The 25,633-nt window shown below is 70.7% G+C and carries 29 protein-coding genes; 22 read left to right on the top strand and 7 right to left on the bottom strand.

The genetic code is table 11. From position 1 onward, the window contains the following. Positions 1–187: 187 nt before the first annotated feature. Positions 188–2,167 carry a PIG-L family deacetylase gene (locus E0F75_RS16890; protein ID WP_187623354.1) on the top strand — a complete coding sequence of 660 codons (1,980 nt, stop codon included), beginning with the start codon at positions 188–190 and terminating at the stop codon, positions 2,165–2,167. A gap of 86 nt (positions 2,168–2,253) precedes the next feature. Here the strand turns inward: E0F75_RS16890 and tuf are convergent, their stop codons facing one another. From tuf to E0F75_RS16865, 5 genes are all read right to left on the bottom strand, one after another. Continuing rightward, positions 2,254–3,447, bottom strand: coding sequence for an elongation factor Tu (tuf, locus tag E0F75_RS16885; RefSeq protein ID WP_030213992.1), 1,194 nt, complete (start codon positions 3,445–3,447; stop codon positions 2,254–2,256). Positions 3,448–3,597: 150 nt separating this feature from the next. Further along, a complete protein-coding gene (gene fusA / locus E0F75_RS16880) occupies positions 3,598–5,727 on the bottom strand; it encodes an elongation factor G (protein ID WP_187623353.1) in 2,130 nt (709 codons plus the stop codon). A gap of 39 nt (positions 5,728–5,766) precedes the next feature. After that, positions 5,767–6,237, bottom strand: a complete 471-nt coding sequence (gene rpsG, locus E0F75_RS16875) for a 30S ribosomal protein S7 (protein WP_015035567.1) — start codon at positions 6,235–6,237, stop codon at positions 5,767–5,769. A 2-nt stretch (positions 6,238–6,239) separates the two neighbouring features. Then, positions 6,240–6,611, bottom strand: coding sequence for a 30S ribosomal protein S12 (gene rpsL / locus E0F75_RS16870; protein WP_003948652.1), 372 nt, complete (start codon positions 6,609–6,611; stop codon positions 6,240–6,242). 346 nt (positions 6,612–6,957) lie between these two features. Beyond that, positions 6,958–7,407 carry a helix-turn-helix transcriptional regulator gene (locus tag E0F75_RS16865; RefSeq protein ID WP_187623352.1) on the bottom strand — a complete coding sequence of 150 codons (450 nt, stop codon included), beginning with the start codon at positions 7,405–7,407 and terminating at the stop codon, positions 6,958–6,960. Positions 7,408–7,642: 235 nt separating this feature from the next. Here E0F75_RS16865 and E0F75_RS16860 point away from each other — a divergent pair, with 235 nt between their 5' ends. The 3 genes from E0F75_RS16860 to E0F75_RS16850 are packed head-to-tail and all read left to right on the top strand — an operon-like array spanning position 7,643 to position 8,875. Continuing rightward, a complete protein-coding gene (locus tag E0F75_RS16860) occupies positions 7,643–7,942 on the top strand; it encodes a WhiB family transcriptional regulator (protein ID WP_229312706.1) in 300 nt (99 codons plus the stop codon). Next, positions 7,935–8,678 carry a hypothetical protein gene (locus tag E0F75_RS16855; RefSeq protein WP_187623351.1) on the top strand — a complete coding sequence of 248 codons (744 nt, stop codon included), beginning with the start codon at positions 7,935–7,937 and terminating at the stop codon, positions 8,676–8,678. Before E0F75_RS16860 ends, E0F75_RS16855 begins: the two co-directional genes overlap by 8 nt. Continuing rightward, positions 8,672–8,875 carry a hypothetical protein gene (locus E0F75_RS16850; RefSeq protein ID WP_030318670.1) on the top strand — a complete coding sequence of 68 codons (204 nt, stop codon included), beginning with the start codon at positions 8,672–8,674 and terminating at the stop codon, positions 8,873–8,875. The genes E0F75_RS16855 and E0F75_RS16850 overlap by 7 nt, the downstream gene beginning before the upstream one ends. A 53-nt stretch (positions 8,876–8,928) precedes the next feature. Here the strand turns inward: E0F75_RS16850 and E0F75_RS16845 are convergent, their stop codons facing one another. After that, entirely contained in the window at positions 8,929–9,756 is an 828-nt protein-coding gene (locus E0F75_RS16845; protein ID WP_187623350.1) for a hypothetical protein, read from the bottom strand. Positions 9,757–10,056: 300 nt separating this feature from the next. Here E0F75_RS16845 and E0F75_RS16840 point away from each other — a divergent pair, with 300 nt between their 5' ends. The 4 genes from E0F75_RS16840 to E0F75_RS16825 all read left to right on the top strand — a co-directional run bounded on the left by E0F75_RS16840 (position 10,057) and on the right by E0F75_RS16825 (position 12,051). After that, a complete protein-coding gene (locus E0F75_RS16840; protein WP_187623349.1) occupies positions 10,057–10,467 on the top strand; it encodes a hypothetical protein in 411 nt (136 codons plus the stop codon). A gap of 141 nt (positions 10,468–10,608) precedes the next feature. Then, complete coding sequence (locus E0F75_RS16835) at positions 10,609–11,220, top strand: phage tail protein (RefSeq protein WP_187623348.1); 612 nt, start codon at positions 10,609–10,611, stop codon at positions 11,218–11,220. Between the two features lie 94 nt (positions 11,221–11,314). Further along, positions 11,315–11,605 (top strand): hypothetical protein, encoded by a 291-nt coding sequence (locus E0F75_RS16830; protein ID WP_187623347.1) that lies wholly within the window; start codon positions 11,315–11,317, stop codon positions 11,603–11,605. 113 nt (positions 11,606–11,718) lie between these two features. Beyond that, positions 11,719–12,051, top strand: coding sequence for a hypothetical protein (locus E0F75_RS16825; RefSeq protein ID WP_187623537.1), 333 nt, complete (start codon positions 11,719–11,721; stop codon positions 12,049–12,051). Between the two features lie 27 nt (positions 12,052–12,078). Here the strand turns inward: E0F75_RS16825 and E0F75_RS16820 are convergent, their stop codons facing one another. Then, entirely contained in the window at positions 12,079–12,843 is a 765-nt protein-coding gene (locus E0F75_RS16820) for a hypothetical protein (RefSeq protein ID WP_187623346.1), read from the bottom strand. A 301-nt stretch (positions 12,844–13,144) separates the two neighbouring features. On the opposite strand from E0F75_RS16820, the gene E0F75_RS16815 reads away from it, so the two are divergent. The 14 genes from E0F75_RS16815 to E0F75_RS16750 all read left to right on the top strand — a co-directional run bounded on the left by E0F75_RS16815 (position 13,145) and on the right by E0F75_RS16750 (position 25,555). After that, complete coding sequence (locus E0F75_RS16815) at positions 13,145–13,357, top strand: hypothetical protein (RefSeq protein WP_187623345.1); 213 nt, start codon at positions 13,145–13,147, stop codon at positions 13,355–13,357. A gap of 94 nt (positions 13,358–13,451) precedes the next feature. Further along, positions 13,452–14,477 (top strand): hypothetical protein, encoded by a 1,026-nt coding sequence (locus E0F75_RS16810; protein ID WP_187623344.1) that lies wholly within the window; start codon positions 13,452–13,454, stop codon positions 14,475–14,477. A gap of 30 nt (positions 14,478–14,507) precedes the next feature. Further along, complete coding sequence (locus E0F75_RS16805) at positions 14,508–15,722, top strand: phage tail protein (RefSeq protein ID WP_187623343.1); 1,215 nt, start codon at positions 14,508–14,510, stop codon at positions 15,720–15,722. Beyond that, positions 15,719–16,975 carry a tape-measure protein gene (locus E0F75_RS16800; protein WP_187623342.1) on the top strand — a complete coding sequence of 419 codons (1,257 nt, stop codon included), beginning with the start codon at positions 15,719–15,721 and terminating at the stop codon, positions 16,973–16,975. Before E0F75_RS16805 ends, E0F75_RS16800 begins: the two co-directional genes overlap by 4 nt. Positions 16,976–17,129: 154 nt before the next feature. Next, a complete protein-coding gene (locus E0F75_RS16795) occupies positions 17,130–18,053 on the top strand; it encodes a phage tail domain-containing protein (RefSeq protein WP_187623341.1) in 924 nt (307 codons plus the stop codon). Positions 18,054–18,165: 112 nt separating this feature from the next. Next, positions 18,166–19,359 (top strand): hypothetical protein, encoded by a 1,194-nt coding sequence (locus E0F75_RS16790; RefSeq protein ID WP_187623340.1) that lies wholly within the window; start codon positions 18,166–18,168, stop codon positions 19,357–19,359. A gap of 55 nt (positions 19,360–19,414) precedes the next feature. Next, on the top strand, positions 19,415–20,605 hold the full coding sequence (locus E0F75_RS16785) for a hypothetical protein (protein ID WP_187623339.1): 1,191 nt from the start codon (positions 19,415–19,417) through the stop codon (positions 20,603–20,605). 32 nt (positions 20,606–20,637) lie between these two features. After that, on the top strand, positions 20,638–21,774 hold the full coding sequence (locus E0F75_RS16780; protein WP_187623338.1) for a hypothetical protein: 1,137 nt from the start codon (positions 20,638–20,640) through the stop codon (positions 21,772–21,774). A 12-nt stretch (positions 21,775–21,786) separates the two neighbouring features. Beyond that, positions 21,787–22,902 carry a hypothetical protein gene (locus E0F75_RS16775; protein ID WP_187623337.1) on the top strand — a complete coding sequence of 372 codons (1,116 nt, stop codon included), beginning with the start codon at positions 21,787–21,789 and terminating at the stop codon, positions 22,900–22,902. Then, the gene (locus E0F75_RS16770; RefSeq protein WP_187623336.1) at positions 22,902–23,483 is read left to right on the top strand and encodes a hypothetical protein; all 582 of its coding nucleotides are present in this window, start codon (positions 22,902–22,904) and stop codon (positions 23,481–23,483) included. Before E0F75_RS16775 ends, E0F75_RS16770 begins: the two co-directional genes overlap by 1 nt. 43 nt (positions 23,484–23,526) lie before the next feature. Continuing rightward, positions 23,527–23,928: an ATP-binding protein gene (locus E0F75_RS16765; RefSeq protein ID WP_187623335.1), complete on the top strand. Its 402-nt coding sequence runs from the start codon at positions 23,527–23,529 to the stop codon at positions 23,926–23,928. Between the two features lie 173 nt (positions 23,929–24,101). Then, positions 24,102–25,013, top strand: a complete 912-nt coding sequence (locus E0F75_RS16760; RefSeq protein WP_187623334.1) for a peptidoglycan-binding protein — start codon at positions 24,102–24,104, stop codon at positions 25,011–25,013. 25 nt (positions 25,014–25,038) lie between these two features. Continuing rightward, positions 25,039–25,305 (top strand): hypothetical protein, encoded by a 267-nt coding sequence (locus E0F75_RS16755; protein ID WP_187623333.1) that lies wholly within the window; start codon positions 25,039–25,041, stop codon positions 25,303–25,305. Next, positions 25,292–25,555 (top strand): hypothetical protein, encoded by a 264-nt coding sequence (locus E0F75_RS16750; protein ID WP_030318708.1) that lies wholly within the window; start codon positions 25,292–25,294, stop codon positions 25,553–25,555. Before E0F75_RS16755 ends, E0F75_RS16750 begins: the two co-directional genes overlap by 14 nt. Positions 25,556–25,633 lie beyond the last annotated feature (78 nt).

The raw sequence follows: 25,633 nt of genomic DNA, 5'->3' as shown, positions 1-25,633 counted from the left end.
ACCCCTTGGTCGGAGCCGGCGGCCGGGCCTCGACGTGATCGACGTGATCGACGTGATCGACGGCGATCTTCGAAGATCCCTTTCCGGTGGCCGAATCCTGCCAGGCGGGGATCGGTCCGCACACAACCACCGGCATCGAACATCCGTCTTACGGGGGACCGCACTGCCCAGGGGACGGACCGCGAACGTGACCACAGCACCCCGCCGGCGGGCGGTTCTCGCCGCCGCCCTCGCCGTCACCTCGGCCGTCGCCGGGTGTTCCGTACCGGAGCCGCGCAGGGCCGCGCCGACCGTCGACCCCGCGCCCGGCAAGCCGATCGCCTCTGCACGGACCCGGCGGGCGCTGCTCCTGCAGGTCGCCGCACACCCCGACGACGACCTGTACTTCATGAACCCGGACACCCAGCGCCTCCTCGACGCCGGGGTCCCGCTCGTCTCCGTGTACGTGACCGCGGGCGAGCACACCGGCCGGAACCGGATCAAGGGAATGCCGGACACTCCCCCGGACCGCGCCGCCTACTCCTCGGCACGCCACCAGGGCCTGCGCCAGTCGTACGCGGCGGCGCTCGGCCTGCCGATGTTCACGCCCTGGCAGCGCGAGGCGCTCACGCTCCCCGGCGGCCGACGGGCGGAGATCGACACCCTCGTCCACGGCCGGAACCGGATCGAGCTGGTCTTCCTCAACCTGCCGATGCACACGAACCGTCGCTACATGGCCCTGCCGGCCCTCTGGCACGACCGCGCCCTGGAGCTGCGGACCCATCTGTCGACCGGTTCGCCCGTCACCCGTTCGGACACCTACGACTACGACCAGCTGGTCGGCGTCCTCGTCGGACTGCTCGGCCGCTACCGGCCCACCGTCGTGCACACCCTGGACCCCGACCCGGACATCCAGCTCAGCGACGAGGCCACCCGCAAGCGGGACTCGGAGCAGCCCGGCTACTCGGACCACGGCGACCACACGGCCGTCGCCTCCTTCACCTGGGCCGCGCTGAGCCGCTGGGTCTCGGACGCGGTCCGGGACGGCGAACCCATACCGGCGTTCACGACGACCGCCTTCCGCGGCTACTACAACCGGCACTGGCCGAAGAACCTCCCGCCCCAGGTGCTCAAGGCGAAGGCCGCCCGCCTCGTCCCGTACGGCGGTGACCCCTCCTGGGAGTGCGGCAACCCCTCGGGCTGCGGCGACTACGGCGTCGGCGGCGAACGGCCGCTCACCAACCGCAAGGGCTGGGTCCGCTCCACCCACCACCGCTGGCCCACCGCGGGCCCGGCGCTCGCCGAGCGGCCGGACGGCCGCCTCGACGCCTACGGGGTGCTCGGCCTGCGCGCGGTCCGCTGGCAGGAGACGACGCCCGGCGTCTGGGGCGAGCCGAAGGACCTCGGCGGCGGCCCGCTCGCCCCCGCGCTCGGCTCTGCGGTACTGGGCGACGGCCGGGTGCTGCTCTTCGGGGTGCGGTTCTCCGCCGTCGACGGACACGGCGGGCGGAACCGGCGCGAGCTGGTGCTCCTGGAGCAGCGCTCCCCCGGTGGCCCGTTCCTGGCCTGGCGCGGGCTCGGGAATCCGGAGCGCACGGACGACCGGGGGCGCCGGGTCGGTGCGCCGGTGGCGGTCGCGGCGCCCGACGGCCGGGTGCATCTCTTCGTACGGAACGCGGACAAGAACGTCTCGACCCGGGTGCGGGCGGCGAGCGGGGCGTGGGGCCCGTGGCGGACGCTCCCCGGGGCGGCGGAGGTCCAGGACGGACTCGCCGTGTCGCTCGACGCGACGGGCCGGGTGCACCTCCACGCGGCGGGACGGGAGTCCGTACGGCACTGGGTGGACGGAGTCGAGCAGACGGAGCCGCTGCCGCTCTCCGGATCCACGGTGGCGTCGGCGGGCGGCGAGCTCTACTACCGGCGCCCGGCGACCGGGGAACTCCTCGGGCCCGGGGGCGACACCGGTCTGGACGGCTACGGGGGTGTGGTCGCCGCGCGCTCCGCGGCGCTGGGGACCGTGCTCCTGGGCACGGATCCGGACGGCCGGCTGCGGGTGCGGGCCGGGGACCGGGTGCGGACCCGTCCGACGGGGGCGCCGGCGGTGTCGGCGGCGCTGCACCTGCGCGCGGGCCGGGCGACCGTGGTGGGCCTGGGCGCGGACGGACACCCGTGGAGCTGGCGGCCGTAACTCCTCCGGACATGCGAGAAGGCCCCGCACCGAAAGGTGCGGGGCCTTCTCCTGCAGCTCGTGGAGCTACCAGGTCAGATCACCAATTACTCGGTGATCGAGACGACCTGGCCGGCGCCGACGGTCCGGCCACCCTCACGGATGGCGAACTTGAGGCCCTCCTCCATGGCGATGGGCTGGATCAGCTCAACGCTCATGGCGGTGTTGTCGCCCGGCATGACCATCTCGGTGCCCTCGGGGAGGGTCACGACGCCGGTCACGTCCGTGGTACGGAAGTAGAACTGCGGGCGGTAGTTGTTGAAGAACGGGGTGTGACGGCCACCCTCGTCCTTCGACAGGATGTAGGCCTGGGCCTCGAACTTGGTGTGCGGCGTGACCGAGCCCGGCTTGATGATGACCTGGCCGCGCTCGACGTCCTCGCGCTTGATGCCACGGAGGAGCAGACCGACGTTCTCGCCGGCCTGGCCCTCGTCGAGCAGCTTGCGGAACATCTCGATACCGGTGACCGTGGTGGTGGTCTTCTCGGTCTTGATGCCGATGATGTCGACGGTCTCGTTGACCTTGAGGATACCGCGCTCGATACGACCGGTGACGACGGTGCCACGACCGGTGATCGTGAAGACGTCCTCGATCGGCATCAGGAACGGCTTGTCGACGTCACGCTCGGGCTGCGGGATGGACTCGTCGACAGCCTTCATCAGGCCGAGGAGCTTGTCCGCCCACTCCTTGTCGCCCTCGAGGGCCTTGAGCGCCGAGACACGGACGACCGGAAGGTCGTCGCCCGGGAACTCGTACTCGGAGAGGAGCTCACGGACCTCGAGCTCGACGAGCTCCAGGATCTCCTCGTCGTCCACCATGTCGGCCTTGTTCAGGGCGACGACGATGTACGGAACGCCGACCTGGCGGGCCAGGAGCACGTGCTCCTTGGTCTGCGGCATCGGGCCGTCGGTGGCGGCGACCACGAGGATGGCGCCGTCCATCTGCGCGGCACCCGTGATCATGTTCTTGATGTAGTCAGCGTGACCCGGGCAGTCGACGTGCGCGTAGTGACGCGACTCCGTCTGGTACTCGACGTGCGCGATCGAGATCGTGATACCGCGCTGGCGCTCCTCGGGAGCCTTGTCGATCTGGTCGAAGGCCGAGGCCTCGTTCAGGTCCGGGTACGCGTCGTGCAGCACCTTGGTAATGGCGGCCGTGAGGGTCGTCTTACCGTGGTCAATGTGACCGATGGTGCCGATGTTGACGTGCGGCTTAGTCCGCTCGAACTTTGCCTTCGCCACTGAATCCTCCTGCGGAGTGGTTCTGTACGCCTTGCTCATCGGCGCCAGGTGATCTTTGCTGGGATGCCATCCGCCGGGACCCGAACCCTCGGGTTTCGGGGGCTGAGCCCCGGCGACTGGTGTCAAGCCTAAAGCGTGAACTCGGAAGAGTTACTCGCCCTTGGCCTTCGCGATGATCTCCTCGGCGACGTTCCGCGGAACCTCGGCGTAGGAGTCGAACTGCATCGAGTAGCTTGCGCGACCCGAGGTCTTGCTGCGGAGGTCGCCGACGTAGCCGAACATCTCCGAAAGGGGCACGAGGCCCTTCACGACGCGAGCGCCGCTGCGCTCCTCCATGGCCTGAATCTGACCACGGCGGGAGTTGATGTCGCCGATGACCTCACCCATGTAGTCCTCGGGCGTGGTGACCTCGACGGACATCATGGGCTCGAGGATGACCGGCGAAGCCTTCCGCGCGGCCTCCTTGAAGGCCTGCGAACCGGCGATCTTGAACGCGAGCTCGGAGGAGTCGACCTCGTGGTAGCCACCGTCGAGAAGGATGACGCGGACGCCAGTCATCTCGTAGCCGGCCAGGATGCCGAACTGCATGGCCTCCTGCGCACCCGCGTCGACCGAAGGGATGTACTCCTTCGGGATGCGGCCACCGGTGACCTTGTTCACGAACTCGTACGAGGCGTCGCCCTCGGTGATCGGCTCGATCGCGATCTGCACCTTGGCGAACTGACCGGTACCACCGGTCTGCTTCTTGTGGGTGTAGTCCACGCGCTCGACGGTCTTGCGGATCGTCTCGCGGTACGCGACCTGCGGCTTGCCGACGTTCGCCTCGACCTTGAACTCGCGACGCATGCGGTCGACGAGGATGTCGAGGTGAAGCTCGCCCATACCACCGATGATGGTCTGGCCGGTCTCCTCGTCCGAGTGCACCTGGAAGGAGGGGTCCTCCTCCGCGAGACGCTGGATGGCGACACCCAGCTTCTCCTGGTCACCCTTGGACTTGGGCTCGATGGCGACCTGAATGACCGGCGCCGGGAAGTCCATGGACTCCAGCACGACCGGGTTCTTGTCGTCACACAGCGTCTCACCGGTGGTGGTCTGCTTGAGGCCCATGACGGCGACGATGTCGCCGGCGCCCACCGAGTCGATCTCCTCACGCTTGTTCGCGTGCATGCGGTAGATCTTGCCGATGCGCTCCTTCTTGCCCTTGACGGAGTTCAGCACCGCGGTGCCGGCCTCCAGGCGACCGGAGTAGATCCGGACGAAGGTGAGCTTGCCGAGGTGCGGGTCGCTCGCGATCTTGAACGCGAGGGCCGACAGCGGCTCGTCGTCGGACGGCTTGCGCTTGACGACAAGCTCGGCGTCCTTGACGTCGTGGCCCTCGATGGCCTCGACGTCCAGGGGCGACGGCAGGTAACGGACGACAGCGTCGAGCAGGGGCTGAACGCCCTTGTTCTTGAACGCGGTGCCACAGAAGACGGGGGTGACCGTCTTCTCGCCGTTGCCCTTGCCGGAAGCGATGGTGATACGACGGACAGCCGCGTACAGCTGCTCCTCGGTGGGCTCGACGCCCTCGAGGAAGAGCTCCATGAGCTCCTCGTCGTTCTCCGCGACGGTCTCGACCAGCTTGGCGCGCCATTCCTCGGCGAGCTCGGTGTGCGAGGCCGGGATGTCGACGACGTCGTACATCTCGCCCTTGGTCGCCTCGGCGGACCAGACGAGCGCCTTCATACGGACGAGGTCGACAACACCCTGGAAGTCCATCTCGGAACCGATGGGGAGCTGCATGACGATCGGGACGGCGCCGAGGCGGTCCACGATCATGTCGACGCAACGAAGGAACTCGGCGCCCGTACGGTCGAGCTTGTTGACGAAGCAGATACGCGGAACCCCGTAGCGGTCCGCCTGACGCCAGACAGTCTCGGACTGGGGCTCGACGCCGGCCACACCGTCGAACACGGTGACAGCACCATCGAGCACGCGCAGCGAACGCTCCACCTCGACGGTGAAGTCGACGTGACCCGGCGTGTCGATGATGTTGATCGTGTGATCGACATTCTCGAGCGGCCAGTGGCAGGTCGTCGCGGCAGACGTGATCGTGATGCCGCGCTCCTGCTCCTGCTCCATCCAGTCCATCGTGGCAGCGCCGTCGTGGACTTCACCGATCTTGTACGAGACACCGGTGTAGAACAGGATCCGCTCGGTGGTGGTCGTCTTGCCCGCGTCGATGTGAGCCATGATGCCGATGTTGCGCACCTTGGCAAGGTCAAGCGAAGTGGTAGCCATATCGGCTCAGTCTTCTCTCGGTCTCGATGTGGGTTGCGACTACCAGCGGTAGTGCGCGAAGGCCTTGTTGGACTCGGCCATCTTGTGCGTGTCCTCACGCTTCTTGACGGCCGCACCGAGGCCGTTCGAGGCGTCGAGGAGCTCGTTCATGAGGCGCTCGGTCATGGTCTTCTCGCGACGGGCGCGGGAGTAACCGACGAGCCAGCGGAGGGCCAGCGTGGACGCGCGGCCCGGCTTGACCTCGATCGGCACCTGGTAGGTGGCGCCACCGACACGGCGGGACTTGACCTCGAGGGCCGGCTTGACGTTCTCGAGAGCGCGCTTCAGCGTGATGACCGGGTCCTGGCCGGTCTTCTCACGAAGACCCTCCATGGCGCCGTACACGATGCGCTCGGCGGTGGAACGCTTGCCGTCCAGCAGGATCTTGTTGATCAGCGAGGTGACAAGAGGAGAGCTGTAGACCGGGTCGATGATGACCGGGCGCTTCGGGGCGGGGCCCTTACGAGGCATTCTTACTTCTCCTTCTTGGCGCCGTAGCGGCTGCGAGCCTGCTTACGGTTCTTGACGCCCTGCGTGTCGAGGGAACCGCGGATGATCTTGTAGCGAACACCCGGCAGGTCCTTCACGCGGCCACCACGCACGAGCACGATGGAGTGCTCCTGCAGGTTGTGACCCTCACCCGGGATGTAGGCCGTGACCTCGATGCCGGAGGTCAGACGCACACGCGCGACCTTACGGAGGGCCGAGTTCGGCTTCTTCGGGGTGGTCGTGAACACACGCGTGCAGACGCCGCGACGCTGAGGGGAACCCTCGAGTGCGGGCGTCTTGTTCTTCTCGACCTTGTCCTGCCGGCCCTTCCGGACCAGCTGCTGGATCGTAGGCACTACTTCTCCGGTTTCTGTGTGCCGTCGGTGAAACTAACCTGGAACATTCGCCGACCCACGCGGTCGGGTGTGTCGAATCTCGCGGCCCTCTCCGCCAAGGCAGAAAGGCGCGGATCACGGTGGCCGATATATGACTCGCCTTGCGGTTGAGGACACGCACGCGAGCCCAGGCACACCCCAGGCACAAGGCTTGAGCGTACCTATCGCATGGACTCCGGTCAAAACAAATGCCCACGCGCACGTGGCCCCGGCCGAGGAAGGCCGGGACCAGGCAAGATCGCTTCGGGCCGGGCCCGGTCCGGGGCGGGACCGGGCGGAACCGGGTCGGTCCCGGGCGGGACCGGGGTCAGTCCCGGGCCGTGCGGCGGGGTTCGGGGGCCCCGGCGGGCCCCTCCGCCTCCGCGTCGGGCTCCAGGAACTGGTTCACGACCTTGACGAAGACGCCCATACGGTCGTCGGGGACGCCCAGCCAGCGCGCGAAGTCCTCCATCGACGGCTGCCAGTCGCTCGGCGGCAGCAGATCCGCCGCCATCGGGAGCTCCTCCGGGCTCACGCGGCCGGACCGGATCAGCATGTCGCGGACCGAGACCCCGAGCAGCGGGGCGATCCTGCGCATGGTCTCCAGGTCGGGCATGCTCTGCCGCTGCAGCAGGCGCGTGACGGCGGCCCGGTGCACCCCGGCCTCGTCCGCGATCCGGGACTTGCCGCCGCCGCGCGGGCTGTCGATGTCGTAGCCGCGCTGTCGCATCAGGCCTTCGACCCAGCCTGCGAACTCATCCAGCCCACGAGTGGTCATGTACAGCTCCTCACTCCACTCCTCCAGGCGCTCAACTCTAGCGTGCTTGCGCGCACAGAATTACTTGGTTTCGGGTACGCAACGTGTCGAAACGATGAAGGTCACTCCAGGGGTACCCCACACAAAGTTGTTGCGCGCCCGCACGCAACATGTAAGTCTGGCTCGCCGCCGCACTCGTCGGCCCCCCGAGCCCCAAGGGCCCCATCGGTCCCATGGGTTCGGGGAGCCCCGGACCGTGGAGAACCTCTTGTTCCAGCCCGACCCCACCCCTTGGCAGGCCGACGCCGCGTGCGCCGACCTCTCCCCGTCCGTCGTCTTCGCCCGCCGCGCCAAGGAGGCGGCCCCGGCGCTGCGCGCCTGCGCCGGCTGCCCCGTCCGCCGCGAGTGCGAGACGGCGGTGGCCCCCGCCGAGAGCTACTTCGACGGCGTCTGCGCGGGCCGCCTCTGGCGCAACGGGCGTCCGGCGGACGCGGCCCGCGTGGCGAAGGCGGTCGCCCTCACCCCGACGCTCACCCGGAGCGGCCGCCGTGGCTGACCGCACGCCCCCCACCGCATCCGTCGAGCTCGTGCTGCGCGACATCGCGCTCTGGACCGCTTCCCTCGTACGCCAGTTCCCCGAGCTCGCCGAAGAGCTCGCGCCCGGCCGCCGCGGCCCCGCCGGGAGCACCCCGGTCCCCTCCCCCGCGGGCCGTGACGAGCAGATCCGCGAGGAGCGCCGCGAGGCGCTGCTCCTCCAGCAGCGGCACGGTCTCTCCGTCCCCGGCCACGGCGCCGCCCCGATCCGGCTGCACGTCTCCGACGCGATCCGCGACATCACCGACGGGGTGGTGGAGTTGGAGGAGGCCGTGTGTGCCCGGCTCGCGCTGCCCCGGCCGCCGCGCGCCGGGGTGATCGACCGGCTCCGCCGGGTCGTGGGACTCCTCGACGCGATCGCCACCGACCCGGACCTCGCCCGGCACGTACGGGACGAGATCCGCCGGATGGCCCGGCGCTGCGCCCGGACGCTCGGCGACTCGGAGACGGTCGTACGGGTGTCGGGCCGCTGCCCCTGGTGCGACTCGGTGTCGCTGCGGGCCTTCCCCGACCGGCGCGCGGTGCTCTGTGTGAACCCGGCCTGTGTGTGCGTGGACGAGGCGTGCGGCTGCCAGGACGACCCCGCCTACCGGCACTTGTGGCCGGAGCGGGAGTGGGCGGAGCTCGCGGCCGCCGCCGGCTCACGCACCGAGGAGATCGAGGCGGCGATGGACGACCCGAAGGAGATCTCATGCTGAGCTCGCCCGCCCTGCCGGCCCTGATCCCCGGACCGCTCGCCGCCGAGGAGGCCGGGGTCGCCCCCGCGACCATCCGGAAGTGGGTCCAGCTCGGCCATCTGCGGGCCGCCGGGAAGGCGGGCCGGGCACAGCTCTTCCGCCTGGAGGACGTGTTCGCCGCCGAGCGCGTGGCCCGTCGCCGTCCCCGTACCGCCTGACTCCCCGTCGTACGAGAAGCGCCCCCCGTCCGTGAAGGACGGGGGGCGCTTTCTCATGCCCGCAGGAAACGGTCGAGCGAGGCCGTGAAGGCGGCGACGAAGCGGTCGCGGGTCTCCTCGGGGACGCGGTCCAGGGAGAGATAGGGGTTGAGGTCCTCCAGTTCGACGAGGAGCAGCTCGCCGTCGGGGGCGCGGCAGGCGTCCACGCGCTGGATGCCGTGGTCGAGGGTGTTCCAGTCGACGAAGCGGCGGGCGAAGGCGAGGTCGTCCTCGGTGGGCTCGTACGGCTCCAGGACCCAGCGGCGTGCGGGGTCGGGGGCGTGGAGGGCGTACTGGAAGAGGTCGTCGACGAAGTAGAAGGAGACCTCGTACCGGAAGTCGATGCGCGGCTGGACGAGGAGGCCGTCGTACGCGAGGCCGGCGAGCTCCTCGTACGCGAGGAAGCGCAGGCCTATCGAGTCGGCGCCGGCCTTGGGCTTGACCGCGTACTCGGCGGCGGCGGGCAGCCGGTGGAGGTCCTCGGGCCGGTCGACGGTGGGGATGACGGGGTACCCGGCGACGGTCAGGTCGAGCAGGTACTGCTTGCCGGCCATGTCGCCGCGGCCGTGGAGCGGGTTGTAGACGCGGGTGCCCTCGGCCAGGGCGCGCTCGCGGAAGGCGTCGTACTCCTTCTGGTAGCCGATGACCGGGCCGCTGTTGCGGACGACGACGGCGTCGAAGCCGTCCATGAGGGCGGCGGCGTCGAGCGGGTGGCAGAGCGCCAGGTCGAAGCTCTCGCGCAGCCGGGCGGTGAGGTGGATGTCCTCGTCGCAGTAGCGCCGTCCGCGGGCCGGGTAGGCGAGGTCGGTGACATAGAGAAGGCGGGGGCGGGCGGCGGGCACGGGGCGGCTCCTCGGTCGGTGGCCGCCAACCTATCGGGCGCCCGTGCGGGCCCCGTACGGAAGGAGGCGCGGCGGGGGCCTGCGGCAGGGGCGTACGGAAGGGATCGGAAGGACGCACCGAACTAGTTGCGTGCGCGCACGCTCTCTGTCACAGTTGGTGCAGCGGCGGAGCTGCGCCCGAACGACGGGCGGCGGCTTCGCCGTTCGCCGTCCGGGCGCGCTGCCGCGCCCCGCCCCCTCCCGCCGGAGCGCCCCGGGCGGCACCCCGTCCCGCATCCCTCTCCCCGAGGAGAACCCGTCATGACCACTCCCCCGAGTGCTTTCCCGGACGTCGAGAAGCTGGTCGTCGACGCCCTCAAGGCCGATCCGGCCCTGGCCGGCGCGACCATCGCGGTCAACGCGCCGGCCGGCTTCGACGGCACCCAGGCCGCCGTCCTGGTGAACCGCCGCGGCGGCGCCTGGATCGGCGACCTGCACGTCGACATGCCGCTGATCGAGTTCGAGGTGTACGGGCCGACCAAGAACGCCGCCCACGTCCTCGCCAACGGCGCCCGCCGGGCCCTGCTCGCCACCATCGGCAAGCAGATCGGCGCCAACAACGTCGTCCACGACGTCGAGGAGCAGGACGGGCCGCGCTGGCTGCCCGACTACCTCTACCGGGGCGCCAACCGCTACCTGTGCGTCATCCGCCTCTCCCTGAGCGTGTTCTAGCCGCTCGCCGAGCGCCTCCGGGCCTCACCGAGTGCCCCCGGGCGCTCGCCCCACAGACCAGGCCTCGCCGTCCGGCGGGGCCTTTGCCGTACCCGGACCGATGTCCGGGGCGGCGGCCCTCTCATCAAGGAGAAACCCACCATGGCAGGAAACAACTCGGCCGAGATCCGCGTCGCCGGCACCGGCAAGCTCTACGTGGCCGACGCCGGCACCTCCGCCCCGGCCACCTTCGGCACCGACTCCGCCGCCGACTGGTCCGGCGCGGGCTGGAAGGACCTGGGCTTCACCTCCGGCGACGGCGTCACCTTCTCGAAGAAGGACAAGCTGGAGGCCATCGACTCGTGGCAGTCGGTCTCCCCGGTCCACTACATCTACTCGAGCCGTGACCTCTCGCTGAAGTTCTCGCTGCTCCAGTTCAACGAGGACACGCTGCCCTTCTTCATGGGCGGCGACGCCGTCAAGGCGGAGCCGACCCCGGCCGTCGACACCTACCGCTACGAGATCGCCGAGCGTCCGTTCGCCGACGTGCGCGCCCTCGGCCTGGAGTTCACCGACGTCAAGGCCGGTGGCACGACCGCGGTGAAGTACCGCTTCATCATCCCGCGCGGTCAGGTCACCGCCACCGACGACATCAAGCTGGCCCGCAAGGCGGCGTCCCAGCTGGGCGTCACCTTCAGCGCCATGTCGAAGGGCGACGGCAAGCCGCTGGCGACCTTCCTCATGAAGGACAGCCAGTACTCCGCGACCGTCTGATCCCTTCTCCAGGGGCGGGACGGAGAGATCCGTCCCGCCCCGCCCCTCTCCCGATCTCCCCTTCTTTCACCCGGAACAAGGAGTACGCATCACCATGGCCCGTTTCGACGTCAACGCCGCCCGCGCCCAGCGACAGGAGGCCCACGGTCGCGCCTGGTCCTTCGAGCTGGACGGCGAGAGCTACACCCTTCCGACCGAACTGAGCCGTGCGACGGCCAAGGCGCTGCGCAAGCTCGACGACAACGACGTGGACGGGCTGCTCGCGCTCCTGATGGGTGACAAGCAGTTCGCCGCCTTCGAGCAGCACGACATCACCATGCAGGACATCGCCGCCATCCTGGAGGCCTACGGCAAGGAGACCGGGCTCGGCCTGGGGGAAGACTGAGCCTCGTCGAGTTCGTCGACGAACACGCCGAGGCCCTTGAGGCGGACTTCCTCCGCTACTACTCCACCGATCTCCTCGACTGGCACCGCGGCACGCTCTCCAGCCGCCGGGTGCTGGCACTGATCAAGCATCTGCCGCGGGACAGCGCCGTCCAGCGGGAGCTCCACGGCGAGGCCGCGGAGTGGTCGGTCACCGACCATCTGCTGGCGGCCACGGTGGACCATCTGGCCGTCTCCAACTGGATGTTCATGTGCGTCAACGGCGGCGAGGACGGCGACCAGCCCGATCCGCCGACGCCCGTCCCCCGTCCGGGCGGCCCGGACGAGGGCGAGGACGGCGACCACGACGGGGCGGACGGCACGGACACCGACGAGCACGGACGGACCACGCGTGCCGAGGAGAGCGCGGCAGTGTCTCCCCACGCCCTCGCCCGGTTCTTCGGGTGACCCCGCGGCCCCCGGAGGCCGTTCCCGTCAGGGAGCGGACTCCGGGGGCGCTTCCCGTGCTCGCTCGGCGGAGAGCTCCTTCTCCAGGGCCTTGGCCCGCTCGGACAGCGAGCCCCGGCGCCCCTTGCCGGGACGCGTGTCGGCGTCGTTGGCCTCGTGGTCGCGCCGGTCGGCGTTCGGGCCGTTCTGTGTGGGGACCCCGGCGAGCGGCGGCACGATCGGGCGCCCGCCCTTGCCGCGCACGACCTTCCGTACCGGCTGGGCGCTCCTGCGGGTGCGGCTCTCCTGGGCGGTCACGAGGACGTCGGGGTCCGAGCCCGGCTCCGGGCCCGAGGCGTGCTCGGGTTCCGGTTCGGGCCGCTGTTCGAACAGTTCGCGTTCCCTGCGGACACGCTCCTCGGCCTCGACCACGGCGGCGGGCGGTTCGAGGAGCCGGGCGAAGGGCAGCGCGATGACCCGGGCGCCGTCCTGTCCGCTGTCGATCCGCCGCTCGGGCCGGCGGATGCCCCGCGCGTCGCCCTGGCCCTGGGTGTAGGCGTCGGCGACGCGCTTCTCGTACTCCCGTCGTATGCGCGGGAGTTCGTCCGACACGGCCTCGGCCCAGCCCGCGGTGAACGCGGCCGTCTCCCGGCGGTCGACCTCGGCCCGGGGGATCACGACGAGGTCCTCGGTGGCGTACCCGTGGACCAGGACGAGCTCGGAGAGGCGTGCGAAGAGATGGGGCAGATCGGGATGGGACGCGAGCCAGTCGACGACTCGCTCCCGCCGGTTGGCACCCGGCTCCGTTTCCATGCGTCAGTACTGCCTTCCAGCCCCCTGGGGTCCCCGCGCGCCCCTCGCGCCCCCCGCGCCCCGACGTGGTCCGGTCCGGAGAGCGTCTTCCAGGTTACCCGGTCGAACAGAATCACCTTCAGCCGCCAACCCGTTCGGGAACTTGACGAGAAGACACACCGTCAGACGTTTCCCGCTCGACAAACACCGAACAGATGTTCCACACTCTATTCGCACAAGAGTTCGAACACGTGGTGCCCCCGCTCCTCACTCCGCGGCGCCGCCACGCACGCACGGGCAAGCAACCGGAAGGCAGGCGTCCATGACCCAGCAGGCCGAGGCATCGCGACCGCAGATCCCTCTCCAGGACCGCCTCCGCCAGCTCCTCGACGGACCCGCCGCCCTCGACAAGAGAGCGTTGCTCGGCAGCCTGTACGCCGAGGTCTCCCGCTGCGAGACCCGTGCGTACGCGGCCGGCTGGAACGACGCGCTCGCGACGGTGCGGCGCGACTCCCGCCGGAGCGAGGACGCCTAGCCGCCGCCCGCCGCCCCCACTCGAACAAGCCCCTGCCGACACCGGTGGGGGCTTTTCGGCGCTCGGCCGTCACCGGCCAGAAGCGGAGCAGACCATGGCAGAAGTAACGACAGAGGATCTCCAGCTCCAGATCGCAGGCATCAGGCACTACGTACGGAAGGTGGACGGCGGCTGGCTGCCCACGACCGAGTGGCTGAAGCAGAAACTGGCTCCCCTCGAAGAGCTGGTGAGCGGCATGAAGGGGAAGATCGACGACATCCACAAGGAGGTCGTGAAGAACCCGGTGTCGGAGTACTGGGAGGCCGCCGGTTTCGACGGCATCGCCGCCGGCATCGAGAAGCTGTACGAGGGCGAGAGCATCGGAACGGCCCTCAAGTACTGGACGTCGACCATCGCCGGCGCCGTCGCGGCCCTCGTCATCGGCGCGCTCGGCGTCCTGTTCGTGGCCAATGCGCAATACCTCCAACGAACCCTCCAGGCAGCGATCTCCAGGCTCTTCACCGGCCGGTCGACCGTCCTGGCCACCTCGAACAGCGGTCGCGGCATCCGTCCCCAGAACCGCGATCTCGTCGAGGGCCGCGAGGCCGCCGCGGGTGGCGGCCTCGCCGGCCTCACCGATCCGCCGAACCCCGCCCTGCTGAATCCCCTGTTCGAGAAGCTCGGCGCCGTCAACCGGCGAATCCTGGTGTTCAACAACGGCGTCCGCAAGCTGCCGAGCGCGAGCTCTCTCGCCAAGACGGCGGAAGCCGTCGGCAAGGTCAACACCGTCATCAGCGCCGCCAACCCCGAGAAGATCGACCTCGTCGCCGACAAGGCCGACAAGCTCGTCAAGGCCTTGCAGGACTACGACCCGAAGAAGGTCCCCGACCCCAAGAAGCTCGAGAAGCTCAACGCGGCCATGGCGGACAGCAACCCCACGCAGGTCAAGGCGATGGCGACGGCGACGGGAAAGCTCGCGAGCGCGCAGCGGCACTTCGACCCGAAGAAGATCCCGAAGGCCCGTGGTCTGGAATCGGCCGCCAAGGCCGCCGAGCGGCTCGCGGAAGCGGGCCGGGACGTGGCCCAGGCCTTCAACACCCTCAAGACCAAGGCCCAGGAGGCCGCTCAGGCCATGGCCTGACCCACCCGCCCCGAAAGGAGGTAACCCCCCATGTCTCTCGTCAGTTCCCTCAAGAAGTCGTCCGACGCCCTGCGCAACCTCAAGACCCAGGCCTCCGGAGCCGGATCCTCGGTCAAGAAGGTCGGAGACGCCGGAAAGTCGGCATCCGGGCAGCTCAAGACGCTCCGGACCAACGCCCAGGGCTCCGGTACCCAGCTCAAGAACCTCAAGACCGCCTCCGAGCAGGCCGAACGCGCCATGAAGAAGGCCGGCGACACCGCTCAGTCGGCCGGCGGCAAGCTCGGCAAGTACGAGTCCGGCGCCGGCAAGGCGGCCAAGGGCCAGGACAAGCTCAACAAGTCCATGAAGGGCAACTTCCTGGTCCGCCTGCTCGAACTCTTCATGCCGCTCATCGAGGCGATCGTCGACATGGCGCTTCGCTCGAAGACGATGCAGACGGTCCTGAAGAAGGCCTTCAGTGCCATCAAGAGCGTCATCAGCTCCGTCATGAAGGCCGTCGGGCCGATCATGAAGAAGGCAGGCGACCTGATCAAGACGGTCTGGAACGGCATCAAGAAGGCCATCTCCACCGTCGTCAAGGCCGTCGCCACCGTCATCAAGACCTACGTGAAGATCTGGAAGACGGTCATCACCACGGTCATGAAGGCGATCAAGACCGTGATCAGCACGGTCTGGAACGGCATCAAGGCCGTCATCACCCCGGTGGTGAACTGGATCAAGTCCGCGATCCCGAAGGCCTTCAGCGCCGTCAAGGACAAGATGTCGTCCGTCTGGAACGGCCTCAAGGACATCGCGTCCCGGGCGTTCAACGGCATCAAGGACGGCGTGAAGTCCCCGATCAACGCCGTCATCAGCCTGATCAACGGCATGATCGGCAGCCTGAACAGGGTCAAGGTCAGCGTCCCCGGCTGGGTGCCGGTCGTCGGCGGCAAGACCTTCGGCGTCAGCATCCCGACCATCCCGATGCTCGCCACCGGTGGTGTCGTCATGCCCCGCCACGGCGGTGTCCCGGCGATCCTCGCCGAGGCCGGCGAGGCCGAGGCCGTCCTCCCGCTCTCCAAGCTGGACCGGCTCCTCGCCCAGACCGCCCGCCGCGCCCGCGCGGCCCAGGGCCACCAGACCGGCGGCACCGGCGTCGGCGCCGGACTGCACATCGAGCACTACCACGCGGCCCGCACCAGCGACCCGCACGCGACCGCCGACGCGCTGATGTACCTCGTGAAGGCGCGTGGAGCACGCGCGTGAGCGCCGTGGCCCTGGGCGGCCTGCCGAACTTCCGGGCGGCCGTCCCGACGGTGAACTCCCTGGCCCGGGGACTCGGTGACGCGGGCGGCTCACTGCGGCGCCTCTCCCAGGACGTACGACAGGCGGCCGGCGGGATCGGCGGCCTCGCCACCGTGATGGGCACGACCGGCACCGCTCTCCGGAACCTCGGCCAGAACGCCTCCGGAGCCGCCACCGCGATGGGCAGGATCCGCCGCTCCACCGCGCCCACGGGCGTCCGGCGCATCGGCACCGCCGCCGGCAAGGCCCGTACCGCCGCGGGGAGGATCGGCACCGGCGGCGCCGCCGTCCTCGGCATCCTCCTGCCGCTGCTGCCCATCACCGACGTCATCGCCGGTCTCATGGGCACCTTCGGCATCGTCATGACCGTCGCCTCCGTCGCCATGACAGGCGTCAACGTCGCCATGCGGGCCAATCCGCTCGGCTTCCTCGTCGGCCTGATCGTGCCCGTCGCGGCGTATCTGATCGAGCTCGCGGTCAACTCCGAGACCGGTCAGCGACTCATCAAGCAGGCCATGCAGCAGGCGCTGAAGGGCTTCCAGGCGGTCTGGAAGTTCCTCCAGCCGATCATGAAGCTCCTCGGCGAGGCCGTGGGCACCTATTTCAAGGCCTATCTGACCCTCTTCAAGACCGCGCTGAAGATCGTCGGCGCGGCCATCGGCGGGATCTCCAAGCTCCGCTCCGCCGTCTCCTCCGCCACGAACGCGCTCCGCGGCATCGCCTCCCGCACGATCGGCGGCATCAAGAGCGCCGTCCAGCCGGTCGTCACCTGGGTCACCGACAAGGTGCCCGGCTTCTTCCGTACCGCCAAGGACGCCGTGAGCAAGGCCATGCGGGGCATCGGAGACCTGGTCAAGGGCGGCCTCAGCGCCGTGATCGGCGTCGTCAAGGGGCCCATCAACGGCCTGATCGCCTTCGCCAACTGGATCATCGACGGGCTCAACAAGCTCAGCTTCGAAATCCCGCTCACCGGCAAGAAGTTCGGCGTCGAACTCGACAAGATCCCGATGCTCGCCGACGGCGGCATCGTCTCTCCCGGCTCCGCGGACGACTACCGCATCGACTCGCTCGCACAGCTGGAGAACCGCCGCGTCCCGGCCCTCACCGAGACGCCCCGGCCGCCGCACCGCGTCCGGGACTTCCACGAGGAGCCCGGCGCCGGCCCCCGGTCAACCGCCGAGGACCTGCTCTTCCTCGCGACCGCCGCCCGCTGACACCCGGAGCCGCGGACCCGGTACGGCGGCTCACCCCGCCGCCCGCCGCCGCCCGCGGCCCCGACCCGCGCCCGTCCGCCCACGGCCCCGCCCCGCGCCCCGACCCGCGCCCGTCCGCCCACCGCCGACCCATCCCAAGTGAGGTGACGGCCCCATGGCCGAGACCACGACCCCGTACGCAGGAAACTCCTACATCGCCGACCTCGCGCCCGGCTCGCTCATCACCCAGGACGGGCAGATGCAGTGGGCCGGACTCCTCATAGGCCCCGGCACCCCCTTCGCCGTCGACAAGAGCGGCCTCTCGGGCTGGGAGGACCTGCCCGAGTACGACTCCTCCGACGCCGACCGCCCCACCTCCCACGGCGCCTGGCCCGGCTCCCGGTACGCCAAGCCGCGCAAGGTCGGCGGCACGATCGTGCTGATGCCGGAGTACGGCGGCACCGCCGGGGCCGTCCGGGCCCTGCGGCAGTCGCTCGCCCTCCTCGACGAGGAGCGATGGCTCACCGTCCGGCTGCACGGCGAACTGCTCGCCGTCCGCGCCCGGATCGCCCAGCGCGTCGTCCCGGCGGACCAGGGCTTCGCCACCCAGGGCAGCTCCCGCATGTCGGTCCAGTGGCTGGCCGCCGACCCGCGCCGGTACGTCGTCAACGAGCAGACCGCCACGACCAGCCCCCCGCAGCCTGAGTCGGGCCTCACCTGGCCGCTCAGCTGGCCGCTCAGCTGGGGCCAGGCGAAGAGCACGGGTGACGCCGTCGTCGAGAACACCGGTTCGGCCCCGGTCCACCCGGTCATCGTCTTCCGCGGCCCGTGCTCCATGCCGACCGTCACCGAGCGGGTCAGCAGGCGCCGGCTGCGGTACGCGATCGACCTGACCGCCGGCGACGAACTGACCATCGACACCCGCGCGGGCACGGTCATGCTCAACAACTCCGCCTCCCGCCTGCACACCGCGATGGCCGACTCCACCCCGGAAGAGCTGTTCGTGCTCGACCCCGGCCGGACCGACCTGTCCTTCCGGCCCGAAGAGGGCACCGAGAACGCGCTGATGACCGTGCGCTGGCGCAGCGCCGAGTGGTGACCGGGACGCGCCGACCGCCCGCCGCCGCCCGCCGGCCGCCCACGGGCGCCCGCGGGCGGCGGCCCTCCGCAGCGCCCGCCCCGCCCCGACCCCTTCCGGAGAGGTGACCCCCATGACCGTACGCGCCGCTTGGCTCCCGTCCACCGGCCAGACCCGCGAGGACACCCGCCTGACCCTCGCCGCCCTGCTCACCCCCAGCGGCCAGAGCGCCGACGAGACCCCCCTGCGCTCCCGCCCGGGCATCGTGCCGGGCGGTTTCCTCCTGACCGGCAGCGCGCCCATGCAGGCCACCATCGGCACCGGTCGCGCAATCGTCCAGGGCAACGACACCGCCCAGGGCGCCTACCTCGTGGCCGCCATCGCGCCGGAGACCTTCACGCTCGCGGACGGCGACCCGCAGTACGACCGGATCGACCTGCTCGAACTGGCCGTGATCGACGACGTCTACGACCGTACGGGCACCACCGAGGCAGTCGTACGGCTGGTCAAGGGCACCCCCGCTGCGACGCCCACCGTCCCGCAGACCGGTACGGGCAGCACCATCCCGCTCTACACGATCCGGGTGCCGAAGGGCACCTCGGCCGGCACCGGCGGCATCGCCTGGGCCACCGCCGTCACCACCATGCACTGGCCGGTCGTCGCGCTCGGCGGCATCATGCCCGCCAGCGGCTTCAAGGGCGCCTACACCGGCCAGTACCGGGACACCGCGGGCCTCTTCCAGCGCTGGGAAGGGGCGGCCTGGGTCTCGTACCCGAAGGCCGTCGGCGGCATCGCCCCGAGCGGCACCGCCGCCGGCGGCTACCCCGGCCAGTACCGGGACAACAGCGGCGGACTGCAGCGCTGGAACGGTTCCTCCTGGCAGTACGTCCAGGGCGCCGCGACCGTGCTGCTCTGCGCCACCCAGTGGCAGACCGCCCAGGCCCAGAGCGTCGCCCCCAACACCTGGACCGTCCTCGGTCTGCCCACCGTCGAGGTCGACGACGCCGCCGCCTGGACCTCGAACAACACCTACATCGTGCCGCGCACCGGCTGGTGGCGGGTCTCCGCACACGCCACCTGGGCCAATGACTCCCAGACCGGCATGCGCGGCGCCCGCGTCGTGGTCGGCGGCGTCGGACAGTCCCGGATGACCTGGCTCACCCCTGCCGGCAACGGCGCCATCTCCGTCGGCGGCAGCAGCGTGGTCAGGCTCGTCGCGGGCGAGACCCTCCAGCTCGCCGGCTTCCACAGCCACACCGCGGCGATCAAGACCCTCGGCGGCTCGGGCTACGCCTGCACCCTCTCCGCCGAATGGGTCCGGTCCTGACGCCCCGAACGCCGCACCGACCCCCGACTCCCGCCTCCCCGAACGGAGAAACCCCATGAACCTGCGCAGCAGCTGGGTCACCGAGACCGGCCAGACCCGCGAGGACACCCGGCTCACCCAGACCGGCGTCACCACCATGACCAACCCCGTCCAGGTCCGCTCCGGCGTCCTGCCCGGCTCGTACGGCGGCCAGTACCGGCTCTCCGGCTTCTGGACCTTCGGCTCCGCCGCCATGTCGGCGACCGTCTCCGAGGGCCGGGCCGTCATCCAGGGCGAGATCTCCCAGGGCGTCTTCCCGGTCACGCTGCCGGCCTCCGAGGTCGTGACCTTCGCCCCGGGCAACGCCCTGTACAGCCGCAAGGACGTGCTCGTCCTGAAGATCTACGACAAGCTCTACGACGGCGGCACGCGCACCGAGGCCACCATCGAGATCATCCAGGGCGCAGCCACCCAGGACCCGCAGGCCCCGGCCGTCCCGCCGCGCTGCCTCCCGCTGTACGAGGTGACCGTCCCCGCCGGTGCCAGCGCGGGCAACGGCGGCATCCCCTGGGACAGCGCGCTCAAGGACCTGCGCACCCCGGTCGTCGCCCTCGGCGGCATCCTCCCGGTCGAGGGCGCGTCCCTGCCGGGCGCCTACCCCGGCCAGTACCAGGACGCGGGCGGCGCGCTCCAGCGCTGGGACGGCGGCGCCTGGGTCTCGTACCCGTCGGCGCTCGGCGGCATCATCCCGTTGTCCGCGTCCACCACGCCGGCGAGCTACACGGGCCAGTACCGCGACTCGACGAACGGCAAGCTCCAGCGCTGGGACGGTTCCACGTGGGTCCCGGTCGTGGCGGGCCCGTACTTCGTCGACAACCGCGACTACGGCGACACCACGTCGACCGCCTACACCTCCACGCTCGCGGGCCGCACCAACAACCCGCTCACGCTCTCCTTCGTCGCCCCGCCGTCGAGGGCGGTCGTCATCAGCTTCGGCGCGAAGATGCGGTCGACGAGCCCCGACCACTACGCGTTCATGGCGGTCAGGCTCACCCAGGGCACCACGGTCATCGCCGACCTCGAGGACGACTACGCGGCGCTCGCCGCCAGCCAGAACATGGTCTCGGTGTCCACCACGACCCGCCAGTCCGGCCTGACCGCGGGCGCGACGTACACCCTCACGGCCTTCTTCCGGGTCGTCCCCGCCACCCCCGCCCTCAAGGCCGGCTTCGACAACACCTTCATCAGGGTCGACGCGCTGCCGTAGTCCCGGATCCACCCACCCCACAGGAGAAAACCATGGCACTGCGCAGCGGCTGGCTCCCGCCGACCGGGCAGACCCGCGTCACCACCCGTCTCACCGCCCACGGCGCCACCACGCCGGTCAACCCGCTCGCCTCGCGCTCCGGCGTCCTGCCCGGCACGGTCGACGGCAAGTACCGGGTCGGCGGCCTCTGGATGAGCGGCAGCGGCCCCATGAGCGCGACCGTCTACGCCGGCCGCGCCGTCGTCCAGGGCCCGAACGCCCAGGGCGCGTACCCCGTCACCCTCGACGCGGACACCGTCCTCACCTTCGGCGACGGCGATCCGCTCAACCCCCGCGTCGACCTCGTCGTCCTGCGCGTGTACGACGACGAGTTCGACACCCTGACCAGGAGCGAAGCCGCCCTGGAGATCGTCAGGGGCGCGCCGAAGGCGCAGCCGTCCGCCCCGGACGCACCCCCGCTCTCCCTGCCCCTCTTCTCGGTCAGGGTGGAGAAGTCGGCCTCGGCCGGCACCGGCGGCATCGCCTGGGCGGGCGGGGCCGTCACCGACCTGCGGACCACCCTCGTCGGCGTGGGCGGCATCCTGCCCGTCTACAACAACGCCGGTGTGCCCGGTTCCTACCCCGGTCAGTACCAGGACAACGACAACGCCCACTACCTCCAGCGCTGGGACGGCAACGGCTGGGTCGCCTACCCGAAGGAGATCGGCGGCATCGCCCCCAACGGGACGATCTCCACCGGCGGCTACCCCGGCCAGTTCCGCGACAACAACGGGACCCTCCAGCGCTGGAACGGCAACGGCTGGGTGGCCTACCAGCCGCCGGTGGAGGTCGAGACCACGGCGAACGGCGTGACCCCGCTGACCGGCTGGACGGTGGTGTCCTTCTCCGCCCGCCGCTCCCGGGGCCTCGCGACCGTCCTCGTCACCGTCACCCGCAACGGCGCCAACATCAACGCCGAGAGCGCCGGCAACATCGCCGACGAACCGCTGTGCACCCTGCCCGCCGGATGGCGCCCGGCCATCGACTACGAGGCCTCCGCCTGCGACGGCTTCGGCAACGGCGGCGCCTACATCTCGCCCAGCGGACAGGTCAACCTGCGCACCTGGTCGTCCAACGGCGCCCTCGTCGCCGGGCGGAACATCCGCATCTCCGCGACCTACGTCCTGTAAGGGGGCTGTCCCATGGCACTCGACACGCCCTACCGGGCCATCTTCTGCGACCTCGTGACCGACACGACCCTCGACATCCTGCCGCTGCGGGACGTCTCCTTCGAGGACTACATCGGCCGGGCCGGCTCCCTCTCCGGCACCGTCCCCATCCCCGACCGCACCATCGCCGAGCGGGCCCACAAGATCAAGCCGGGCCGCACCACCGTCTACCTGGAGCGCGGCGGAGACCTCTGGTGGGGCGGCATCGTCTGGACCACCAACCTGCAGTCCAGCGACCGGGGCGTGGTGACCCTGGGCATCCAGGCCTCCACCTTCGACTCGTACGCGGGCCGACGACGCATCCGTACGGACGAGTTCGAGACCCGGTTCCTCCAGCCGACCGACCAGTTCGTCATCGCCCGCAGCCTCTGGTCGCAACTGTCCAAGGGCCTGGCCGGCAGCAAGATCGACGTCGGCGACGAGACGGAGGACTCCGGCGTACTGCGGACGGCCTCCTGGCGGCACGGGGACGAGACGGTCTACCAGGAGGCACTCGACCAGCTCGGCGCCCAGGACAACGGCTTCGAGTACCAGATCCTCGTCTACCGGGACCCGGACGACGGCGCGCGGATCCGCCAGCTCCGGCTCGGCTCGCCCAAGATCCGTACCGGCGCCACCGACATGCTCTTCGACCGGCCCGGCGCGATCCTGTCGTACTCCCTCCCGGACGACGCCACCCGCGGCGGAACCGTGGCCCTGGCCCGCGGCGCCTCGGCCAACAGCAACGCGGGCACCGAGTCCAGGCCGACCGTCTCCGACCCGGCCACGCCGACGAATCCGCTCCCGGACCTGTGGCCCCAGCTCGACCTGTCCTCGGACCACAACGACGTCAGCGACAAGGACACGCTGAACTCGCTCGCCCAGGCCGCCGTCGACCAGGAGGCGGGCCACGTGCAGATCCCCGAGATCAGCATCCGGCTCGGCGGGATCGTCCCCCCGGCGCTCCTCGGCCGCACCGCCCGCATCCGCATCACCGACGAATGGCACCCGACGGGCCTCGACGCCCGCTACCGCATCGTCGGCGTCAAGGTCAGGCCGGCCGAGCGAGGCCGACCCGACACCGCCGAACTCGCACTCGAGGAGGCCTGATGGCCCTGCTGCCCGAGGACATCATCGACCGGCTGATCCAGATGGAGCGCCGGATCCAGGCGCTGTCCACCGCGGTCAACACCCGGCCGCCCCTCAACGAGATCCGGCCCGTCCCGACCGCCTCCTCCCCCGCCACGAACAAGCCGGTCCTCCGGGTCTTCGACGGCTACAACCACGAGATCTTCGCGGACGACATCGCCACCGGTGGCCTCGCCAGGCCGTGGCTGCAGCTGATGCCGCCGGTGGACCACCTGAAGGAAGCGAAGTGGCCGTCCACGACGAGCACCGCCTTCACCCCCATCGCCCAGTCCTTCAATCCCGTCTGGCAGCCCAAGATGCGGCTGGCGATGTACACGAAGGTCTCCAGCGGCGCGACCGGTCAGGTGAAGGTCATGGTCGACGGCCAGCAGTTCGGCCCGACCGTCGCCGCCGGGCAGACCTTCGACCACACCGGTCTACTCCCGGTCGACCTGGCGACCAAGTTCGGCAAGGTGATGACCGTCGAGATCCACGCCGTGGTCACCAGCGCGAGCGGCACGGTGTACGCCCAGCCCGTCAGCATGTACGGCACCCAGTCCTGACCGTCCGCCCATCGCGGCCGACCGGGCCGCCGAGGAGCACACCATGAACATCGACCCCACCCAGCCCTGGGGCGTGGCCATCGACTACGCCGGCCGCGCCTCCGTCACCGAGAACGGCCACACCCTCTCCGTACGCGTCTACGACAACGGTCTGGGCCACACCCTGGAGCGGGACCCGATCACGGGCCAGTACCCGTCGGTGCACGTCAGCGCGGAGTTCGCCAGGACCGGCACGGGTGACGCCACCCTGCGCGGTTTCGGCCTGGCCGTCATCGAGGCGAAGGACGGCGTCCCCGCCGCGCCCGACCCGACCGCCGCGCAGCGGGCCGTCACCGCCGCGCTCGCCGACTTCGAGGCCCGCCGGGCGGCCTACGCCTCGCTCTGCGACACCTGGGCCCCACAGCCGGAACCGGAACCCGAGCCGGAGCCCGCGCCCGCCCCGTAGCCGACACCGGAGCCCGCACCCGCCCCGTAGCCGAGCCGGCACCGGAGCCCGCACCCGCCCCTCGCAGGCCCCGGCACCCGGGGAGCCCCTCCCCCGCCTCACCCGCCTCCCCGCCTCACCCGTACGCCCGCCCGCCCTCCGCGCGGGCCTTTTTCATGTCCGGAGGACACCAGATGGCCACTCCCCTCCCTGCGGACCGGCTCCTCGCCGCACTCCGCGCCGAAGGCGTCACCGTCGTCGAGCACCCCGGCTGGCGCTCCCACAACCGCAACCACACCGGCGCCTGGGGCCCGGTCACCGGCGTGATGATCCACCACACCGTCAGCTCCGGCACCCGCTCCACCGTCGAGATGTGCTTCAACGGCTACGAGGGCCTGCCCGGCCCGCTCTGCCACGGCGTCATCGCCAAGGACGGCACCGTCCACCTCGTCGCCAACGGACGCGCCAACCACGCCGGCGGCGGCGACCCGTCCGTCCTCCAGGCCGTGATCACCGAGACGTACGCGGACCGGCCGCCGGCCCCGCGCGAACACCAGGGCAGCGACGGCGCCGTCGACGGCAACTCCCGCTTCTACGGCTTCGAGTGCATCAACCTCGGCAACGGCACCGACCCCTGGCCGACCGCCCAGCTCGACGCGATCGAACGGGTCTCCGCCGCCCTCTGCCGGGCCCACGGCTGGGGCGCCAAGTCCGTCATCGGCCACCTGGAGTGGTCCGACTGGAAGAGCGACCCCAAGGGCTTCGGCATGCCGACCCTCCGGCAGCGCGTCCAGACCCGGCTCGCCAAGGCCGCCGCCAAGCCCACCCCCGGCAGCGGAAAGCCGGCCGCCCCCCGCCTCCAGCCGTTCCCTGGCACCTCGTTCTTCCGCAAGGAGACGAGCTCCCCGGTCATCACGGCCATGGGCCGCCGTCTCGTCGCCGAGGGCTGCGCCGCGTACACCGTCGGCCCCGGCCCCCGCTGGAGCGAGGCCGACCGGCTCAGCTACGCGAAGTGGCAGCGCAAGCTCGGCTTCCGCGGCTCCGACGCCGACGGCATACCCGGCGCCGCGTCCTGGAGCGCGCTGAAGGTCCCGTACACGAAGTAACCACCCCACCCAGAGGAGACCCCCGATGTCCGATGCCGCCCAGCGCACGGCCCGTACCGTCCTCCAGACCGCCGTCGGCATCGCCGTCGTGCTCCCCGCGATCGTCGACGCCTCCGGCGTCCCCGCGACCCTCCCCTGGGTCGCCGGCGCGCTCGCCGTCGCCGGCGGACTGGCCCGGGTGATGGCCCTGGACCTGGTGCAGAACCTGCTCCCGGCCTGGCTCCGCACCGACAGCGGTACCCGCGGCCCGATCAGCACCCCGGCCGAAGGCGGTGCCGATGACCGATCCTGACCCGAACGACCCCGTCGCCGTCGCCCTCGAACTGGAACGGCTCCGCGGCACCCTGGAGGCCGGCTTCGCCCGGGTCGACGGCTCGCTCGCCCTGCTCGTGCAGCGCAGCGACCAGACCGACCGGCAGCTCGCCGACCACGAGGCCCGCCTCGACGACCTGGAACGCGCCCGCTGGCCGCTGACCAGCATCGCCGCGCTGGCCGCGAGCGCCGGTGTGCTCGTCGCCGTCTGGGAGCTGGCGGCACGCTGACCCCTCGTGCGGGACGAACCACCGGTGAAACGAACGCCGAAGGGCGGCCACCCCATCGGGGTGACCGCCCTTCGGTCA

Source organism: Streptomyces sp. CB02980, from assembly GCF_014451325.2.
Taxonomy (GTDB): domain Bacteria; phylum Actinomycetota; class Actinomycetes; order Streptomycetales; family Streptomycetaceae; genus Streptomyces.
The sequence above is the reverse complement of the archived record's forward strand: the minus strand, read 5'-3'. Positions and strand labels throughout refer to the sequence as shown.